The sequence below is a fragment of the Oceanospirillum linum genome, assembly GCF_001995095.2.
Classification (GTDB): domain Bacteria; phylum Pseudomonadota; class Gammaproteobacteria; order Pseudomonadales; family Halomonadaceae; genus Oceanospirillum; species Oceanospirillum linum.
Genome location: NZ_MTSD02000088.1, coordinates 1 through 445 on the forward strand (window position 1 = coordinate 1; position 445 = coordinate 445).

Annotated in this window: 1 protein-coding gene; it reads left to right on the forward strand. The window is 46.5% G+C overall.

Going from position 1 to position 445, the window contains the following annotated elements; translation table 11 throughout:
- Positions 1–445 (forward strand): hypothetical protein (locus BTA35_RS18045; protein WP_161489890.1); only part of this gene is annotated, 445 nt, incomplete at both ends.

The window sequence follows — 445 nt, forward strand, 5'->3', positions numbered from 1 at the left end:
CAGAGGGGTTGTCCCTGTTTTTGACACCAACATGCAGCAGATTGGAGCACTAGAAGCTGGTACATCTTATAAAACCACGATACAGCTGCTCAGTAACTTGCTGGGAACGAATATCGCGATGCTGTTAAAGGAAAATAGAGTTGAGCAGGCCACGTGGAGCAGGCCTGAGGAGGCGCTAAAGGCGGCTTGGGATTGTTTTGTTGAGGCCACGTCAAGCGATTCATTGGAGTACCTACTGAACACAAATATTGATTTTGGTGCGAATAATGATTTGAAACTCAGATCACAGCTGGTGAAGACCGAAGCGGGCACATTTGCAGTGATTCATATTGGTATCAGAGATTATATTGGTCAGCGTGACGACCATTCCAAGCCCGTTGGACGCCTCTTTCTTTGGTATCCTGCAGATGAGCTGTTAAGAAACTTGGAGTCAAATACATGGCTC